This window comes from Stutzerimonas sp. (assembly GCF_982611455.1).
Genome location: NZ_CEXBBO010000056.1, coordinates 1 through 15,444, shown reverse-complemented (window position 1 = coordinate 15,444; position 15,444 = coordinate 1). Strand labels below are relative to the sequence as shown.

15 protein-coding genes and 1 pseudogene are annotated in these 15,444 nt (G+C 59.0%); 10 read left to right on the top strand and 6 right to left on the bottom strand.

Features of this window, described 5'->3' with window-relative positions:
* The first annotated feature begins 143 nt into the window (after positions 1-143).
* From AC2LD7_RS20905 to AC2LD7_RS20895, 3 genes are read left to right on the top strand one after another with little or no spacing between them, the layout of a single operon-like run.
* Positions 144-611: a MarR family winged helix-turn-helix transcriptional regulator gene (locus tag AC2LD7_RS20905; RefSeq protein ID WP_484599560.1), complete on the top strand. Its 468-nt coding sequence runs from the start codon at positions 144-146 to the stop codon at positions 609-611.
* Positions 598-1,821, top strand: a complete 1,224-nt coding sequence (locus AC2LD7_RS20900; RefSeq protein ID WP_484599559.1) for an HlyD family secretion protein — start codon at positions 598-600, stop codon at positions 1,819-1,821. Before AC2LD7_RS20905 ends, AC2LD7_RS20900 begins: the two co-directional genes overlap by 14 nt.
* Positions 1,814-3,355, top strand: coding sequence for a DHA2 family efflux MFS transporter permease subunit (locus AC2LD7_RS20895; protein ID WP_484599558.1), 1,542 nt, complete (start codon positions 1,814-1,816; stop codon positions 3,353-3,355). The genes AC2LD7_RS20900 and AC2LD7_RS20895 overlap by 8 nt, the downstream gene beginning before the upstream one ends.
* A 180-nt stretch (positions 3,356-3,535) precedes the next feature.
* On the opposite strand, the gene AC2LD7_RS20890 is transcribed toward AC2LD7_RS20895, so the two are convergent.
* From AC2LD7_RS20890 to AC2LD7_RS20880, 3 genes and pseudogenes are all read right to left on the bottom strand, one after another.
* Positions 3,536-4,711, bottom strand: coding sequence for a GGDEF domain-containing protein (locus AC2LD7_RS20890; protein WP_484599557.1), 1,176 nt, complete (start codon positions 4,709-4,711; stop codon positions 3,536-3,538).
* Between the two features lie 105 nt (positions 4,712-4,816).
* Positions 4,817-5,284, bottom strand: coding sequence for an RNA methyltransferase (locus AC2LD7_RS20885; RefSeq protein ID WP_484599556.1), 468 nt, complete (start codon positions 5,282-5,284; stop codon positions 4,817-4,819).
* A gap of 78 nt (positions 5,285-5,362) precedes the next feature.
* A pseudogene (locus AC2LD7_RS20880) lies at positions 5,363-5,509 on the bottom strand (NAD-dependent dehydratase); the annotation flags it as partial.
* On the opposite strand from AC2LD7_RS20880, the gene AC2LD7_RS20875 reads away from it, so the two are divergent.
* The gene (locus AC2LD7_RS20875; protein WP_484599555.1) at positions 5,507-5,680 is read left to right on the top strand and encodes a winged helix-turn-helix transcriptional regulator; all 174 of its coding nucleotides are present in this window, start codon (positions 5,507-5,509) and stop codon (positions 5,678-5,680) included. The pseudogene AC2LD7_RS20880 and the gene AC2LD7_RS20875 sit on opposite strands and share 3 nt — an antisense overlap.
* Positions 5,681-5,729: 49 nt before the next feature.
* Here AC2LD7_RS20875 and AC2LD7_RS20870 read toward each other — a convergent pair whose 3' ends face one another.
* Together AC2LD7_RS20870 and AC2LD7_RS20865 are read right to left on the bottom strand one after the other, a co-directional pair.
* Positions 5,730-6,116, bottom strand: a complete 387-nt coding sequence (locus AC2LD7_RS20870) for an ester cyclase (protein WP_484599554.1) — start codon at positions 6,114-6,116, stop codon at positions 5,730-5,732.
* A 112-nt stretch (positions 6,117-6,228) separates the two neighbouring features.
* Positions 6,229-6,879, bottom strand: a complete 651-nt coding sequence (locus tag AC2LD7_RS20865; protein WP_484599553.1) for a DUF2855 family protein — start codon at positions 6,877-6,879, stop codon at positions 6,229-6,231.
* 53 nt (positions 6,880-6,932) lie between these two features.
* Between AC2LD7_RS20865 and AC2LD7_RS20860 the strand changes: the two genes are divergently transcribed.
* From AC2LD7_RS20860 to AC2LD7_RS20850, 3 genes are all read left to right on the top strand, one after another.
* Positions 6,933-7,205: a hypothetical protein gene (locus AC2LD7_RS20860; RefSeq protein WP_484599552.1), complete on the top strand. Its 273-nt coding sequence runs from the start codon at positions 6,933-6,935 to the stop codon at positions 7,203-7,205.
* A gap of 256 nt (positions 7,206-7,461) precedes the next feature.
* A complete protein-coding gene (locus AC2LD7_RS20855; RefSeq protein ID WP_484599551.1) occupies positions 7,462-7,908 on the top strand; it encodes an SRPBCC family protein in 447 nt (148 codons plus the stop codon).
* 171 nt (positions 7,909-8,079) lie between these two features.
* The gene (locus AC2LD7_RS20850; RefSeq protein WP_484599561.1) at positions 8,080-8,823 is read left to right on the top strand and encodes a class I SAM-dependent DNA methyltransferase; all 744 of its coding nucleotides are present in this window, start codon (positions 8,080-8,082) and stop codon (positions 8,821-8,823) included.
* 225 nt (positions 8,824-9,048) lie between these two features.
* Here AC2LD7_RS20850 and AC2LD7_RS20845 read toward each other — a convergent pair whose 3' ends face one another.
* Entirely contained in the window at positions 9,049-9,744 is a 696-nt protein-coding gene (locus AC2LD7_RS20845) for a GNAT family N-acetyltransferase (RefSeq protein WP_484599550.1), read from the bottom strand.
* Positions 9,745-10,190: 446 nt separating this feature from the next.
* Here AC2LD7_RS20845 and katG point away from each other — a divergent pair, with 446 nt between their 5' ends.
* The 3 genes from katG to AC2LD7_RS20830 form a co-directional block, all read left to right on the top strand.
* Positions 10,191-12,422, top strand: a complete 2,232-nt coding sequence (gene katG / locus AC2LD7_RS20840) for a catalase/peroxidase HPI (RefSeq protein WP_484599549.1) — start codon at positions 10,191-10,193, stop codon at positions 12,420-12,422.
* A gap of 635 nt (positions 12,423-13,057) precedes the next feature.
* Positions 13,058-14,428: an NAD(P)-binding domain-containing protein gene (locus AC2LD7_RS20835; RefSeq protein WP_484599548.1), complete on the top strand. Its 1,371-nt coding sequence runs from the start codon at positions 13,058-13,060 to the stop codon at positions 14,426-14,428.
* Positions 14,425-15,444, top strand: a 1,020-nt coding sequence (locus AC2LD7_RS20830) for a hypothetical protein (protein ID WP_484599547.1), incomplete at its 3' end; no start/stop codon positions are given. The genes AC2LD7_RS20835 and AC2LD7_RS20830, both read left to right, overlap by 4 nt.

Sequence of the window (15,444 nt, the reverse complement as noted above, 5' to 3'; positions counted from 1 at the left end):
GTGGAATCCGGGTATTTTGCCAAAATCTGGAAGTCTTCTTCAGAGTTTCCCTAACGAATGCAGCGGTCGCTGGAAAATATGTAGCAAACATTCAATAAGCCTGATTATCATAAGCGTGCTTATGTTTTTTTCAGGTGGGTGCAATGACGGTCCAAACGATAGGTTTTGTCCTGCACGACGTGGCGCGACTCATGCGCAAACGCTTTGAGCAGCGGGCGCGGCAATTGGGGTTGACCCGCTCTCAGTGGCAGGTTCTTTCCATGCTCTCGCACAACGAAGGCATCCATCAGAAGGGTCTGGCTGACCTGTTGGAAATCGAGTCGATCACCTTGGTGCGCTTGCTGGACAAAATGGAACAACGCGACTTGATCGAGCGCCGCAGTCACCCGACTGACCGGCGCATGACCTTGCTGTTCCTCACTCCTAGCGCCCATCCCATGCTGTTGCTGATGCGCAAGCTGGGCGAACAGACACGTCAGGAAGCGATGGCCGGTTTCTCGGAACAGGAATATCAGCAACTGCAGCAATCGCTCGACCGCATGCGCCAGAACCTACTGGATGCCAGCGGCAAATCTGTTGAGGATGAGGAGCCTAAAGATGTTGAAGCCTGATATTCGCGTGCCGTCGCACCAGGCCGAGCACGTCGAGGTGCGCAAACCAACCCCACTGGAAAACCAGTCTTCACCGACCAATGCGATGCCCGGCACTGATGAAGTCCGCGACATTCCCAGTGGTGCTCTGCCCCCGGAACCACCCACCGCATCGCGCCAGCGCCTGCGTACTGGCTTGTTCCTGTTACTGCCGGTCGTTCTGGTGGCGTTTGGTTTTCTCTATGTGTTCGGCGGTCAGGTTGTGTCGACCGACAATGCCTACATCCAGGCTGACCACGTGGGTGTTTCCACCGACGTGGCAGGCATTGTCGAGTCCGTTGAAGTCACCGACAACCAACAGGTAAGCAAGGGGCAGGTGTTGTTCAGATTGCGCCCCGAGCCTTTTCAGATCGCTCTCGATAACGCCAGAGCACAGCTCGGAGAAGTGCGTAACCAGATCATGAATCTCAAAGCCAGTTACCTGCAGGCTCAGGCCGAGATTAATCAGGCACAGGCGGAAATTCCCTATTACCAGAAGAATCTGGCACGTCTGGAGAAGTTGGTCAGCGTCTCCGCTGTTTCACAAACCCAATACGACGACGCCCGCCATAATTTGGTAACCATCCAGCAAAGGGTTGCCGTTGCGAAAGCCCAGGCCCAGGCAACGCTGGCGCAGCTGGGGAGTGATATCGATTCACCGCTGGAACAGCAACCGGCTTACCAACAGGCGCAGGCCAGGGTTGATGAGGCGCAGCGCAACTTGAACAGCTCTGTGGTAGTCGCGCCGTTCGCAGGAGTTGTTACGAACGTCGACTCGCTTGCAGCAGGCGCCTATTTGCAGCCGCCCCAATCAGGTTTCAGTCTGGTCTCAAGCGAGCACCTGTGGGTCGCAGCATCGCCGAAAGAAACTGAACTGACCCACATGCGCGCTGGCCAACCCGTAAGCATCACTGTTGACGCCTACCCGGGTGTCACTTGGCACGGTACGGTAGAAAGCATCAGCCCCGCTTCCGGTTCGAGCTTCTCCCTGCTCCCCGCGCAAAACACTACCGGTAACTGGGTGAAGGTCGTGCAACGTATCCCGGTTCGGATTCGCATCGACGACACCGACGGTAAACCGCCATTGCGTCACGGCATGAGCGTCGAAGCGGATGTGGATACCGGCCAGGCGCGAGGCTTGCCGGACTTCATCGCTACGCTGTTTGCCGCAAAGGCACAGGCACATGAGTGACAGCAATACCGTCATGGCACCCTCCACGCAGCGGGCGATGATTACCGCCTGCGTCGTGCTGGCGGTGATCATGCAGGCGCTGGATACCACCATTGCCAACGTCGCGCTGCCCTATATGCAGGGCAGCGTGTCAGCCAGTTCCGAGCAGATCAACTGGGTATTGACCTCTTACATCGTGGCTGCGGCGATCATGACGCCGCCCTCGGCGTTCCTCGCTCGTCGCTTCGGACGCAAAACGGTGCTGCTTTGGGCCATCGTCGGTTTTGTGGTGGCGTCCGTGCTCTGCGGCATTGCCCAGTCGCTGGGTGAAATCATCGCGTTCCGATTGCTTCAAGGGCTGGCAGGCGCGGCGCTAGTGCCGCTTTCACAGGGGATACTGCTGGATATCTATTCGCTAAAAGAGCGTGGTTCCGCCATGGCCCTGTTCGGCGTGTCCGTCATGGTCGGGCCGGTTCTGGGCCCGATCTTAGGCGGCTGGCTAACCGAAAACCTGAGTTGGCGCTGGGTGTTTTTCATCAACGTACCCATCGGTCTGTTAGCGCTGGTAGGCATCATCCGTTACGTGACCGAAACGCCTGTACAAAAGAATTCGCGCTTGGACTGGCTTGGGTTTGGTTCTCTCAGCGTAGCGATTCTGGCCGTACAGTTGTTTCTCGACCGGGGCGAGCAATTGGGCTGGCTTTCGTCCCTGGAAATTCTGATAGAAGCTGTCGTCGCGCTATCGGCCATCTACATATTTTTAGTCCATACCTTTACCGCCAAAGACCCGTTCATAAGCCTCAAACTGTTCCGAGACCGCAACTTCACCCTGAGCCTGGTGTTCATTTTCATCATCGGCATCACTTATCTCGCCTCGCTGGCACTGATGACCCCTTACCTGCAAAACCTGATGGGTTATCCGGTGCTGAAAGCCGGCATGGCCCTGGGGCCGCGCGGCATCGGCACGATGCTGGCCATGTACTTGGCTGGGCGTTTGATGGGCAAGGTAGATACCCGCTGGTTGTTGTTTTATGGCTTGGCGCTTTCGGCAGGCTCGATGTGGTTGATGACGGGCTGGACGCCCGATGTGTCGATGCAAACCATCGTTTATGTAGGGTTTATTCAGGGCGCCAGCCTGGGATTATTGTTTGTGCCGTTATCGACCATTGCGTTCGCCACGTTGCCCGCCTCGTTAAGAGCGGACGGCACAGGTTTATACAGTTTGTCGCGGAACGTCGGCTCCAGCGTCGGTATTTCAATCGTGACCGTGTTGCTGGCGCAAAACACCCAGATCAATCACGCGGAAATTGGCGCTTACGTAACGCCATTCAACCGACTGTTTAGCGCCTGGCCAATGAGCAGTTTCCTCGACCCGCTGACCGCCAGTGGCAGGGCGACGCTGGACGGCATGATCAGTCAACAAGCCAGCTGGATCGCCTATATCGACGATTTCAAACTGCTGATGCTGTTGTCGCTGGTGGTCATGCCGTTGCTGTTACTCATCAAGCCCGGAACTTCCAGGAGCAATGACGACCATGGCCCGGTGCTGGAATAACCGAAGTAAACCTTGCCTGGGCATTCCTTGATGGGCCTGAGCGCAGTGCCCGGCTCCGGCTTTGCGCGCAACTTGATGCCGAGCGAGCGTTTTCCACGCGTCGCTTTCAGGCTACTTCCCTATTTCGCTTCGACAGCCGTATTCCCATTGACCGCCGTCGCGGCGCGCAGCTGTTGCGGATCACAGCCCTTGCACGGCTTGGTTTGCCAGGGTTCGATCAACCAAACGCATACTGTTTCGCCCGCCACGCTTGGATTCATAGAGCGCGACATCGCCTTGCTCGATCAACGCCGCCAGGCTGGCTGGAGGCTGATCGAAAATGCTGACGCCGATGCTCAGGGTGACCGGCTCGGGTGTGGTGAAGCTCTGAACGGCAGTTTCATGGAATTGTTTGCGCAGCATGTCGCCCAAACTCACGATTCGCTCCTGGGACGCGTCCCGCAACAAAATCACGAATTCATCGCCGCCCAGCCGGGCCGCTACCGCGCCTGCGGGCAGTACCAGACGAATCATCTCGCCCAATGCAACCAGCAATCGGTCGCCCGCCGCATGCCCGTGCAGATCGTTGACCAGCTTGAAATTATCGATATCGATCAGCAGCAGAGCACCCGGACAGGTGGGGGAGACCTCGTTCAGCAGACGTGGCGCCCGCGCCTCGAGGGCGCGCCGGTTATACATGGCGGTCAATGGGTCCCGTGCGGCCAGCCGCTCTATCCGTTTTTCTCGGCGGTAGCGCACGGTACCGGTCATCGACAGTGCAATCAGCATGATCGCCATCACCCCTTCGACCAGGGAAATCTGGATAATCCTGCCCCCGAAGACGGCAAGGTCTATCAGCGTGCCCGGAACGAGCGCCGGTACCATCTTGGCGAAGTAAAACAGGCTATGCCCCAGCAGCACATAGCGCAGCTGCGCCGCTCCGGCACCCAGTGATTTACCAAGCGGGCGCAGCAGCAGGCTAGCCTTGAGCGCCAGCAGCGCAACCAAAAACGAATTGAGCAGCAGAATGACCTTCGACCACGGCTGTTCGCCTGGCAGTAACAGCAGCGCGAACCAGGCCACGAAGATCAAATACCAGGCGCGCGATAGACGTCTTTCCGTAAAGCGCGCAACGCCTAATAGAAAAAGCCAGTGCGCCGTTACCAACAGGCCGTTGGCGAACCAGATGCCGATCAGCAGCAGGCCGTTTACGCGAAGCAAGGCAAGCGTCGAGCCCACGCTGATCAAGGCAAAGCCCGCGCTCCAGAACAGCAAAGAAGACTCACGAACGGTCTGCCACTCGGTAGCCAGACACAGCGCCGCAGCCAGCGCGAGGGCGACGGTGAGGGTCAACATGGTTAGAGGGTCGAGCGCCATATCTGATCGGCCTGTTTGATAACGTGAAGAGGTGTAGTCGTAGCAAAGGTTGGGTGAAGCTACCGCGCTAGCCGAGTAGAAACATCGTCGTGACGCCAGCGATGATCAGAACTGGGGGCCAGAGCGCGTGCTATTGCCCTTGGCCAGACGGTCATAGAGCACCACGTTCACGGTTGCCGCCAGGTTCATGCAGCCGTTGGTGGGGATGTACACCACGTCCTCGCACCAATCCCGGATCTCCTTGCTCAGTGACCCATCCTCGGCGCCGAAAATATACAGTGCACGATCCGGATGTGTGTATTGGGGCAGGGCGCGGGCGCCCTCGACCAGCTCCACCGCCACTGGTATGCAGCCGAGCGGCAGGATCTTGCGCAGGTCGTCGATGTTGATCAGCGGAATGCCCTGATGGACCTTCTTGGTATCGGTGATGAAATCCTTGGCGCGGTCGTAGCGTGTGCCGGTGTAGAACACCGACGCGGCGCCGTAGCACCCAGCCGCGCGCATGATTGCGCCCACATTCGAAGGCGATTTCGGGTTGCTCAAGCCGATGCAGGCGTATCGTTTGTTGCTCACAAGGGAGGACTCGCGCGGAAAACGCGCGAGTATACGGGACAGCCCTGTCGTTAGCTGGATCGAGGCGGCTGGCTCCGATCAGGGGATGAGTTTGTTTTCACGCAATGTCGAGAACACCCTGAAGAACGCGTCGTCACTCGCTTGGTAATCAAGGAACCCGAGCTTTCGGCTCTTCGACATATCCGTCACCACCTCGATCGGACGGCTCAGATCGGCATCGGTGTGATCGAACGCCACACGCTCGATTCGATACCGCCCGCGGTGAGCTACGCGCTGTCGCCGCTGGGCCAGCTCATGGTCCAGCCCATCGAAATGATCTACGACTGGGCAAGGCAGAACTCCACTGCGCTGGACCAGCTGCAGCCAAGAAGCACGTCGCGCCGGCGGCAGCGGTAGCCAATCTGAATCAACGTTTATGGCCCGCTAGCGGCTGGCCGTCGCGCAATCAGAGCTGATCGCCAACCGCGGTCTTGTCGATTACTGACCAGACGCTTCGGATCTTTCCCTCGCCGAATTCGTAGAACACGTTTTCGGTAAAGGCCACCCGCTTCCCGTTCACCGCATAGCCGAACAACTCCCCGATGGGCGTGCAAGCGAACCGCAGCTGTGCCGCCATATGGGGCGGCTCGGCGATGAGCAGCCCGATATTGAATTGCAGATCGGGAATCGCTTGAACGTCACCTTCGAGCATCTGGCGATAGCCACCCAGCCCGACGAGTTTGCCGTTGTAGTGCACTTCGTCATGGACGAAACGCCCCAGCTCCGGCCAGTTACGGCTGTTCAAACAGGCGATGTAGCCTCGGTAACAATCAGTGATTTCGTCGCCTGTCATCGTCGTCCCCCAGAGTGAGTCAGATAGTCAGGCTAGCGGCTTGCTCGTTACATGCCAGCCGTAGCGGCCTGCGGCGTTTGGCTGGCGTTACCTATGCAGCGGCGATGAGTGCTCAGTCGAGCATCACCGCGTGGCCCTCCAGCGGGTTGATATCACCTTTGATCAAGGATTCGGCCAGCGACTGTGCCACTTCAAGTCCGGCGTGCTCGTTCACCTGCATCCAAGGCTGCTGCGTATCGCTTACCCGAGCGATAAATGCCAGTTGCGCCTCGTTGAAGCGGCGTGTCACCTCGGCGGCGCCCCAGTCGGCGTTGCGTTTCTTGATCTGGTAGGGGGCGAAATAGGGTTGTGGCTGCGGGCCCGACAACGCTTGGTCGGGCTCGGCATAGTCCTGGTTCTGCGCCGATCCGGCATAGCAGTCATAAACCAGCGCGTCCTTGAAGTGCGCATGGACCTGACGTCGAAGGCTGGTGCTGCCGGAGAAATCCACGTACAGGGTGGGTACGCTCGGGTCGAGCGAGCCGAGCTGATCGTAGCCGAGCGCCTGGCTATAGCAGCCCAGGCTTTGCACGAACTCGGTGTTGCCGGGAGAGGTCAGGCCGATCAGCTGCACGGCCGGATTGTCCTGCAGGCAGAACGCCGTGCCGTATGCCGTCTTGCTTGAGGCGCTGGACATCAGGATCTGCCGGGCACCGAAGAACGCGTTGTCGTCGAGGAAATCGGCCAGCATGAACGAGGTGATGAACAACGGGCGCAACAGCATCTGGTAGTTCGCTTGCCGGGGTCGAGCCGCAGCTGCCGTGGTTCCACCCGGATATGCTCGAACTGGAAACACTGGTGGCCGAGCCCAAACACCAGCGTCGGGCCTATGACGACCTGTTGGGCGCCTGGCACCGAATCATCGACGTGGCGACCGATCTGCCGGTGCGCCCGACTGCTGCGACACTGGAAGCGCTTCATCTTTCGGTATGGGGCGGACGCCGCTACGCCATGCTGGTGCAGCTCGAAGCGGATCGCATGCAAGCCTGGGCCGCCACCATGGAACATTTGTGCCTCCACTCGCTCTCCGGCTCGAACGAGACGGCTTGACCGCAATTGATCAATGTTGATCAGGAAATGCCTGACGGACCTTATCGTTGGTGATAGACCTTCGGCGCGGTCGTAGCGGGGGCCTGTGCAGAACATCGAAGGGCGCCAGGCCGATGCGGGCATATCGCTTGGTGCTCGGGATGGGCCGCTCACAGATACGGGGTACGCGTAAAAAAGTAAGCGTGGCGTCGAATTTGTTCTCCTTCGTTCGACTATCAGAGCCATCAAGGCAAACCCGCAACCAAAGGAGAACGCCATGCCCAGCACGATCCGCCTTCACCGCGTCTTGCGAACCACGCCCGATCGCCTCTACCGCGCGTTTCTGGACCCGGACGCCAAAGCCAAATGGCTGCCGCCGAATGGCTTCACTGGCAAAGTTCACGAGATCGATGCGCGTGTGGGTGGCCGCTACAGGATGTCCTTTACCAATTTCTCTACGGGTGAGACCCACAGCTTCGGTGGCCAGTATCTTGAGTTGCAGGAAAACCAGCGAATCCGCTACGAAGACACATTCGATGATCCGGGCTTACCGGGCACCATGGAGGTGACGGTGACGCTCATCCAGGTTTCCTGCGGCACCGAACTGAACATCATCCAGGCAGGCGTCCCGGACGCAATTCCAGCCGAAGCCTGCTACCTCGGCTGGCAAGAGTCCCTGACGCTACTGGCGAAGCTGGTCGAGGTGGAGATTTTAGATGAGTGATTGATTGCCACGCTGAGGATGAGTGGCGGAGCTTTCAGGCCGAATGTACGGGGCCAAATGATCTGCCACCGTCTTAGTGACTGCGCACCGTTGCACATGGCCATTTCTCGGTAGCGAGCTTGAGATATGATGCGCGCCCGCCAACACGCTACGCTTAAATCTCAGGTCATCATGCCCGGCAATGCGCTTTATACCGACTTGTCGGGTTACTACGATCTCATGTGTGCCGATATCGATTACAGCGCGCAAAGCCACTGTGTTCAAAGGCTTCAGCAGCTGTTCGGTAACGCTGGAAACAGGCATTTGGACCTAGCCTGTGGCACCGGACCGCATGTGCGGCACTTCATCGACGCAGGCTTTGAAAGCAGTGGGCTCGACATCAACCAGCCCATGCTGGACAGAGCAGCCATTCGCTGCCCAGAAGCTCGGTTCTTCCAGCAGGACATGTGTGGTTTCAGCCTAAGTCAGCCGGTCGACCTGATCACCTGTTTTCTCTATTCCATCCACTACAGCGCCAGCGTCGAGCGGTTGCAAGCCTGTATCGCTAGTGTGCACAGCGCGCTGGCGCCAGGTGGGCTGTTCTGTTTCAACGCCGTCGATAAGCACACCATCGACAACGATTCGTTCGTGTCACACACCGCTAAAGACGCTGACGGCGTGTTCACCTTCAGCTCCGGTTGGCACTACTCAGGCACTGGCGAACGGCAGTCACTCAAGCTGCGCATCGAGAAAACCACCGGCGGCGAAAGCCTGGTATGGCACGACGAGCACCCCATGGTGGCCGTGAGCTTCAGCGAACTGTCTGATCTGCTGCAGCCGTACTTCGACGTCCAGGTGCTCGAGCACGATTACCAGAAGATCATTCCTTGGGGTGGAATCTCTGGGAACGCGATATTCGCTTGTGTAAAGACATGATACGTCGCGTAAGGGCGCACGCTATTTCACGCCACATTTCCATTCGCGGATGAATGCTCGACGTTACACCCCCTTGCACCCCATACAAGTGCGCTATTAAGCGGTGCGATGCTATGACATCTTGGAGCCGGCCTTCCTGCTTGATCGGGCAGTACGCCTGCATTTAATAAGCGACCTCCAGTAACTCAGTTCACCGTCGATTCCGCAGCGCTTCCCGAAAACGTATCAATGCAAACGTTTGGCGGTCGAACTCGTCTGGATCAGATGTTGTGCCTGCTGCGCCATGTCATCGAGCAGGCGATCCCGCGCTTTCTCTGCCTCGCTCATTGCTTCAGCTCCGTGTTGCTTCACCAGGTAACTGTGAATCTGACGGACTTCCTGGGAATGGAAGATCGGCTCCAGGTCCTGCACCGCCAGGACACCGCTGGACGGCTGGCCCCGGGTATTCATCACCACTTGCGGACCACGAGCCGCCAGAGGATAAAAACCTAGTGCCTCGAAGTAGGGAACCTTGCTGGCAACGCATGCCACTGCCGCATGCGGATACCGCGCCGCCATCGCATCGACCATGGCGCGGCCAATGCCCTGTCGGCGATGGCTTTCCTGCACCGCCAGGTACAGCAGCGAGCAGGCTTCACGATCATCCACGTAGGGTAGGTAGAGCGCGAAGCCGAGCAGGCTTGCTGGGTCGTCAGCATCCAGCGCCATGATCAGTTCAGGTTTGCCCACCTGCGCGTCGTTCATGCTGTCCAGATAGCGATGCACCTCCAGACCCACCACGTACTGATACAGCTGATACAACGGGTTGCTGGGCGGGAGCGATACCGGACTAATGTCGCTGAGGTAGTCCACCACCATTTGCAGCACCTGGCTTTTCATCGATTCCGGCGGTGGAGTGTTCAGGTGCGTGAGGGTGAACATAGACGAGGAGGCTCCGAGCAGTGCGGCAAAGGCCGCATTGTACTGGCGACAAGTACCAAGCGAATGCCACATTCGTGACCATCGGCGTTCGGGCTGATGCGCCCGCGCCCGGCGCGGGAGGAAGACAACGTAAAGCGCCAAGGAATTTATCAATCTTTCCAAACATGTCGCTGCAGTCAGGCTCGCACGACCTGTGACAACGAATACGTGACATGAATTAGTAAAAGCCTATCGAGGCAATAGCGAAATACGATGCCTTTATTTTTTGACCGGCTCCAGCCTGGGTTTAAGGCTCGACCCCGCTTGAATGCTGCGTTTGGAGCGTCAACTAGCGGCTCCTGACGCATCGAAAGGCGCTTTGTCGTTTTTGTTCTGCCATGACCTGAGTGCTACGGTTCTAAAGCGGCGCCTGACCGCGATAACCACAACCACGAGAGGAACAGAACATGAGCGCTGAGTCTGGAGAAAATACTGGCGGTGGATGCCCGCTCGGTCATGGCGCCGGTGCACCCCGCAAACGCCCCGGCAATCGTGACTGGTGGCCGGAAGCATTGAGCCTCACGTCACTCAACCAGCACTCGCCGCGCTCCAATCCATACGGCGGCGATTTCGATTATGCAGCCGAGTTCAAGTCGCTCGATCTCGACGCGGTGATTGCCGACCTGCACGCCGTGATGACGGATTCGCAGGACTGGTGGCCAGCGGACTTCGGTCACTACGGCGGCCTGTTCATCCGCATGGCCTGGCACAGTGCCGGTACCTACCGCATCACTGACGGTCGGGGCGGCGCCGGCGGTGGCCAGCAGCGTTTCGCGCCGCTCAATAGCTGGCCGGACAATGCCACGCTGGATAAAGCTCGGCGCCTGCTATGGCCGATCAAACAAAAGTACGGTCGCCAGCTATCGTGGGCTGACCTGTTCGTGCTCACCGGCAACGTGGCGCTGGAATCCATGGGCTTCAAGACGTTCGGCTTCGGCGGCGGGCGCGCCGATACCTGGGAGCCGGAAGAGTTGTATTGGGGCCCCGAAGGCACCTGGCTGGGCGATGAGCGCTACAGCGGCGAACGCCAATTGCATCCGGGCCTCGGCGCCGTACAGATGGGTTTGATCTACGTGAACCCGGAAGGCCCCAACGCCAACCCGGACCCGAAAGCCTCGGCCATCGACATTCGCGAGACCTTTGCCCGCATGGCGATGAACGATTACGAAACCGTGGCACTGATCGCCGGCGGCCACACCTTCGGCAAGACTCATGGCGCGGGTGATCCCTCGCTGATGGGGCCGGAGCCGGAAGGCGCAGTCATCGAAGACCAGGGGCTGGGTTGGCGCAGCAAATTCCAGACCGGGATAGGCGCCGACGCCATCACCTCCGGCCTGGAAGTCATCTGGAGCCAGACCCCGACTAAGTGGTCGAACTACTTCTTCGAAAACCTGTTCAACTTCGAGTGGGAGCTGACCAAGAGCCCAGCCGGCGCCTATCAGTGGGAAGCCAAAAACGTCGGGGAGATCATTCCTGATCCCTTCGACCCCAACAAGAAGCGCAAGCCGACCATGTTGACCTCGGACTTGGCGCTGCGCTTCGACCCGATCTACGAACCGATCTCGCGCCACTTTCTGGAAAACCCTGAGGAGTTCGCCGATGCGTTCGCCCGCGCGTGGTTCAAGCTGACCCACCGCGACATGGGCCCCATCGGCCGTTACCTCGGGCCGCTCGTGCCTCAGGAAACGCTGATCTGGCAGGATCCGATTCCAGAATGCGATCACTCGAAGATCGACGACGCGGACATCGCCTCGCTCAAGCAGAAACTGCTGGGCATGGGCTTTTCGGTCTCTGACCTGGTGTCGGTCGCCTGGGCTTCGGCATCGACCTACCGCGGCTCGGACAAGCGTGGCGGCGCCAATGGCGCTCGCATCCGCTTCGCGCCGCAAAAGGATTGGCAGGAGAACAACCCCGCCTTGCTGGCCCGCGTGCTGCCGAAACTGACCGACATCCAGAACGAGTTCAATGGGTCGGCCACCGGCGGCAAGAAGGTGTCCATGGCGGACCTGATCGTGCTGGCCGGCTGCGCTGCGATCGAGAAAGCAGCGCAGGAGGGCGGGGTTACCGTCAAGGTACCTTTCACACCAGGACGCATGGATGCGCTGGAGGAGTGGACCGATGCCCAGTCGTTCGAAGCGCTGCGTCCGGTCGCGGACGGCTTCCGCAATCATTACTACGAGGCCCATTTCATGGCGCCCGAGGAAGCGCTCGTCGACAAGGCGCACCTGCTTCGCCTCAGCGCGCCGGAAATGACCGTACTGGTTGGCGGCATGCGGGTGCTGGGCACCAACGCGGACGGTGGTCAGGAAGGCGTCTTCACCAGCCGCGTGGGCACGCTGTCGAACGACTTCTTCATCAACCTGCTGGACATGAAAAACGAATGGGTCGCGACCGAGCACAAGAATCGCTTCCAGGGCCTCGACCGCAAAACCCGCCAGCCGACCTGGGCCGCCACCCGCGTGGACCTGATCTTCGGCGCGCAATCGGAGCTACGTGCACAGGCTGAGGTGTATGGCATGGTCGACGGCAACGAGAAGTTCGTGCACGACTTCGTCAAAGCCTGGGACAAGGTGATGAACGCGGACCGGGTCGACATTGGCAAGCCAGCGGATATTTTTAGCCAGAAACTCTCAGCGTAAACCTCGCGGCGGCGCTTTCGGGCGCCGCCGACGAGCTCGACCTCAGACACATATGTCTTCCAAACGAATTTTGTAGGGTGGAAAACGGCGGAGCCTTTTCCACGCGTTTCTGCCAGCTACCTTGCTACGCGCGACTTCCAAGCTACTTGCTGGCTTTTCATCAATTCCGGCGGCGGGGTGTCCAGGTGGGTGAGGGTGAACATAGGCGGGGTTCCGGGACGGTGCAGCAAATGCGGCATTGTACCGGGCGATCCGGGCCGATTCGCTCTGATCCAGACTGGTTCCAGCAGCACCCAAAAACGCGGACATCCTAGATGTGTTAACGTGCCGCCCTTGGAATACGAGTTACCAGGTAGTTTTCTTCTGCTTGACCAGTTCGAGCGCTTCCCTCCAGCGTTTTCTCGACATCTCGCTTTTTCAAATCGGCGACCCGCTCGCCCTAGGCCCTCTGTTTTTATCGACAGATGCTGCCTTCATCACATAGCGCCATCGGTTAACCCCGACGTTAGTGCGCCTCACTGCGGAGCCTCACGGCTGGACCGTTTCCGGTTCGAGCTGCGCTCTTATCCGCTTTCAATCGTCGCCTGGCCGCTCTCGCCTGGTGTACGACGTATCGCCTGTAAACAGGAGTCATTATGAGCTTTAGAGTTGCCATTCTAGGCGCCGGCCCGAGCGGCCTGGCCCAACTACGCGCTTTCGAAGCAGCCCGCCGCGACGGTGCTGAAATCCCCGAGATTGTCTGCTATGAAAAACAGAGCGATTGGGGTGGTCTGTGGAACTACACCTGGCGCACTGGGTTGGATGCCTATGGCGAGCCGGTCCACGGCAGCATGTACCGCTACCTCTGGTCAAACGGTCCCAAGGAATGCCTCGAGTTCGCCGATTACAGCTTCGAAGAACATTTTGGCCGTCCAATCCCTTCCTACCCGCCGCGCGCGGTACTGCGTGATTACATCATGGGTCGCGTTGCCAAGAGCAACGTGCGCCAGTACATCCGTTTCAACACTGCGGTGCACTGGGTAGCCCATGACGAAGCCACCGGCAAGTTCGCGGTCACGGTGCGCGATCTCAAGCAGGACGAACTGAGCACCGAAGAGTTCGATCATGTGATCGTCGCCACCGGCCACTTTTCGACCCCCAATGCGCCTTACTTTGAAGGTCTGGAAAAGTTTCCTGGCCGCGTGCTGCATGCCCATGATTTCCGCGACGCATGCGAATTCCAGGGCAAGGATCTGCTGCTGATCGGCAGCAGTTACTCCGCAGAAGACATCGGCACTCAGTGCCACAAGTATGGTGCCAAATCGGTCACGTTCAGCTTCCGTTCGAAGCCGATGGGCTTTGACTGGCCGGAATCCTTCGCCGAAGTGCCGCTGCTGACCGAAGTGGTTGGCAAGACCGCCCACTTCAAGGACGGCACCAGCAAGGACGTCGACGCGATCATCCTGTGCACCGGGTATCAGCATCACTTCCCGTTCCTGCCCAACGAGCTGACGCTGACCACGCACAACCGGCTTTACCCCGAGGGTCTGTACAAGGGCATCGTTTCCCTGGCGAATCCGAAGCTGATGTTTCTCGGCATGCAGGATCAGTACTACACCTTCAACATGTTCGACGCCCAGGCCTGGTATGCCCGCGACCTGATGCTTGGTCGCATCAAGCTGCCGGAAAGTGCTGCCATGGCGGCCGACAGCAATGAATGGGTAGCTCGCGAGGAACAGGTGGCCGATCCCTTCGAGGCGATCGACTTTCAGGCAGCCTACATACTCGATCTGCTTGAACCCACCGACTACCCAGCGTTTGACGTGACTGCCGTCGCCGATATCTTCAAGGAGTGGGAGCACCACAAGGAAGCGGACATCCTCGGTTACCGCAACAAGAGCTACCGCTCGACGCTGACCGGCACCCTGGCGCCCGTGCACCACACGCCCTGGATGGATGCCATGGACGATTCGCTGGAAGCGTTTCTCCATGACAAGCAATCCCAGCCGGCAAAGGAGAGCGCATGAGTCAGCCAAGCCCTAGCCAACCAACTCTCAGTCAGGCGCGCTCGCGTTTTACCTCCAGCAGCATCCGCTGGGGGTTCATGTGGGCCCTGTGGTGCGCCGTGCTCTGGGGCGCCTGGTACGTGCCAGGTTCGGCAGTCTGGTTCGAGGCTCCCTATGTCGACCTAAGCTACGACACCAATGCCGAGTTCCTCCTGGCAGCGGCAGTGCTGACCACCTTTAATGCAATTGCCGTGCTGTTCTTCCTGTTTGTCTGGAACGGGGTGTTGGGTAAATGGGGCGAATACGTCCGCACCATCAGGCAGATGCGTTACATATCCAAATGGTTCTTCATTGGCGCGATATTTGGCGGCCCGATGGCCATCTTTGGCTCGTATCTGGCGATGGGTTATATCGGTGGCGCGTTTGCTGCGATTTCGGCGCTGATGTACCCGATCATAGGCGCCACACTGGCCAGGCTCTGGTATCAGGAGAAGATCACTCGGCGCGCCGCGCTGGGTATCTTCATTATTCTGGCAGGCGGTGTGACCGTATATGCCCCCGGCATTATCGGTGAGCTTACTGGCACCGGCGACGCCGGCTGGCTTGGCTATCTCGGTGGCGCTATGGCTGCGTTGGGCTGGGGTATCGAGGGCGCTATCGCTGGCCGCGGGCTGGATGTGGCTGATCCAGATGTGGGCATTACCGTGCGATTCACCGCGGAAGTCTTCTATTGGGTAGCGCTGATTCTGCCGGCAATCTACCTGTTCACCGATCAACCCGTAGTGGAACTGGTCGTCGCGACATTTAACTGGGCAGCCATCGGCTGGCTGATGCTGGCGGGCGTGACCTTCGCCTTCTGCTACGTCTCCTGGTACAAGTCCTTCCCCTTGATTGGCGTCGGGCGCGGGCAAGCGATTGCCGCGTTGTACGGGCTGTTTGCAGTGATCTTCCTCGCCGCGTTCACCCTCAAGTTTCCTGAATGGAATGAACCGCCCCGGGAATTCCGAAGGCTCTTTGGTGTGAGTCACGCCGCTTGG